Raw genomic sequence first — 2817 nt, 5'->3', positions numbered from 1 at the left:
CCCCGGTTGAACAACCCACGTATCCTTCATGCCTGCGGTCATGGGACTGATCGGGCGTCCCGGTCCGGGAATGGGCAGTGGGTTGGGTGTCGACGCGTCGCGGGGTCAAAGCCGGGCAGTGCACCGCCCGGCCCCAGCGGCCATTGCCAACGATTGAGCATTTGGAACTCGGTCATGTGGATGTGCATCGGATGCGGAGGCCCGCCCAAGTGCACGATGTTCCACACGGCCCAGTCACCCTCGGAGAGCTTGATGGTGAGCGTGTCGTCGAAGAGCTTGGCCGCGGGCTTGAAAGTCATGACCTTACCGTCCGCGCGGGTCAACCTGATGACGTCCGTGGTTCCGGGATCATCCCCCTCCGCCAGCTCGTGCAGCTCCCACATCTCCGGGTGCACCGACCCTCGGATACCGGGAGGCACCACGGCCACCCAGGCGTGAGCGTGATGGTCGATCACGCGGTCACCGATGATCAACTTGCCGTCATCCGTGTGGCGGTAGTGCACGTACTCGCGGTTGAGAACGCTGGGCAGTTTGAACCGGTCGAGCACACGGCGATCGTCCACGCGGAACTGCATCACGCTGGCGTCGGCCTGTCCCAGTTGGGCATTCAGTGCGGTACCGTTCTCGTTGCGCAGTTCCAGGGTGCGCCCGCGGTACTTGGAGAAGTCCACGAGCACATCCACGCGCTCACCCGGGCCCATTTCGATGATCCCGTCAGCCGGGATGAAGGGTGCGGGCAGTAGGCCTCCGTCCGTTCCAATCACCACCAACGCGTCGGACTTGCGGCGCGCACCGAAGGCCGGATCCGTGCTGGGGATGTCCTTTCCGGGAGTGAACTTCTCATCCGTGGTGTCATGCATCGAGAAACGGTGGACCCGCGAGCTCGATCCGTTGAGCAACCGCAGCCGATACCAGCACGCGTCCACGTCCTTGGTGGGCCAAATCTTGCCGTTGACCATATTGAACGGCGCACTCACGGGAATCTCACCCTTGATCCCGGTCGATCCGGTGAAGCCTGCTTGCTTGTACAACGCACGCCCAGTGAACTTGATGGTTCCCGCGGGAGAGCCGGGTTCGGATTCCAGGTTGCGGTCCGCAATCCCCAGGAACAGCTCGCGCTCACCCGAAGGCAGTCTCAGCTTGGCTTCCTGCTCATCGCGGATGATGTAGAACCCGGACAGACCCGCGAACAGGTTGAACCGGGTCACGGCCATGGCGTGGTCGTGGTACCAGAGGGTGGTCGACTCCTGTCGGTTCGGGTACGTGCATCGAATCACGCCGCCCGGCATGGTCACGTTGTGTGCCCAGCCGTCGTTGTGACCGTCGGTCAACGCTCCGTGCAGGTGCACCACGGTGGCGGCGGTGAGCTCATCGGTGTGTTGCAACCGTGGGTAGGAATCCTCGCCGGGGCCCTTGTCCGTGGCGCGACCGCCTGGCGTCGCGGCGGCCCGGAAGTTCGCGTTCACGCCCGGCTGGCCGGGAGGTAACGGGGGCAGTTCGGGCACTCGAACGACGTCGTACGGCAAGTGCAGCGCCTCGCCGTCCTGCTCCAGCCCGTTCTCCCAATCGATCCGCACGGACCGATCCCGCTGCACTTCGATGGTCGGGCCGGGCAATCCACCCTCGTAGGTCCAGGCCTGGGCGGGCGGGATGTCCGCGTGGAACTGAACCTGCCCGAGTTCGGCTCGAACGCGGATGGGGCTGTCCTCCGGACGCCGCCACGCACGGATGATGGTGGGTTGAGGTAGCCGGTCACGGAATTTCTTGAGTCCCAGCCCTGAATCAATCCCGGGCAGCGGAACCGGCCGCGGCGGCCACCACGGAAAGCCCGAGGGAGGTCGCGAACTCGGCTTATTTGCCGACGGCGTTTGGCCATCCATGGGTTCGCGCGCCGGCTCCTCGGACGTGTCCGGTTCCACGGGAGCGAGCGTGACTCCGGGCTCCGACGGAAGCGGTGGCGCGCTTCCGGCATGGGCCAGGTTGGCGTATTCGACCGAGCCCGGCTCGGGGAGATTCTGTGGATTGGGGGTGGAAGTACTCATGATGAGCCCTCGCTTAGCGAGTAGTGCTGTGGCATGTGGGCCCTCCGCGACCTGCGTCGACCCTCAGTTGCCCTGATGAAAAATTAGCATATGCAAATACTGAGGAGTAGGGGGTCACGTTTTGGTTAAGCCTGTGGGGGGCATCATCAGCGGTGCTTTACTTCCATGCCCACAGCGTTCCATGACCCCAATAATTGGAGGAACCGTAGCCAGTAGAGAATCCGGCCGCAGTCAACAACTCTGTGGCTGCCTCCCGAGCGGGAAGGTAGGGCGCGTTTACTCGGTGATACTCCATGACGATCACGATGTCCCGAAGATTTTTCAGTCGAGGATCAGTCAAAATCGCCCACTCGCCACCCTCGATATCCATCTTCACGAAACTCGCTTCAAACAGATAGTCAAAAATATCAATAGTTGTAACGGACATGCCCTCGTCCTCATCAGATGATAAGCGTGAACCGCCACCTTGCCCAACAACGAATTTGGCAACGCCAGAACTAACTGAGACCGCCGCAGGCACCACTGTCATCTCGCCGGATACAGCACTTGCCCAGACCTGCAATCGCTCCAAGTTTTCCGGGTCTGGCTCGAACGCAGTGATCTTGCACCCCGGCCATCGAGCCAGGGCCCAGCCGCTGAACATGCCGACATTTGCACCGATATCGAGCACCCGCAGCGGTCCCGTCGAAGTCGACTTTCCAACTCCCACGGCGGTTCATACTCGCCTCGAAAGTGGATCTCATACAAGGCTTCCATGAACCGGCCCGGGTTTGAT

General features: G+C 62.3%; 2 protein-coding genes. Both read right to left on the bottom strand.

Annotation, left to right across the window (positions count from 1 at the left end):
* Positions 1–38 precede the first annotated feature (38 nt).
* Complete coding sequence (locus YO9_RS0115795; RefSeq protein WP_223286711.1) at positions 39–2042, bottom strand: multicopper oxidase family protein; 2004 nt, start codon at positions 2040–2042, stop codon at positions 39–41.
* A 157-nt stretch (positions 2043–2199) separates the two neighbouring features.
* Positions 2200–2712 carry an FkbM family methyltransferase gene (locus YO9_RS0115790; RefSeq protein WP_016998364.1) on the bottom strand — a complete coding sequence of 171 codons (513 nt, stop codon included), beginning with the start codon at positions 2710–2712 and terminating at the stop codon, positions 2200–2202.
* Between the last annotated feature and the right edge of the window lie 105 nt (positions 2713–2817).

Origin of the sequence: Kocuria atrinae C3-8 (assembly GCF_000286355.1) — a bacterium.
GTDB lineage: Bacteria > Actinomycetota > Actinomycetes > Actinomycetales > Micrococcaceae > Kocuria > Kocuria atrinae_A.
The sequence above is the reverse complement of the archived record's forward strand: the minus strand, read 5'-3'. Positions and strand labels throughout refer to the sequence as shown.

Coding starts and splice junctions, on each gene's coding strand:
- YO9_RS0115795 (WP_223286711.1), bottom strand. CDS start 2,042: ATGAGTACTTCCACCCCCAATCCACAGAATCTCCCCGAGCCGGGCTCG.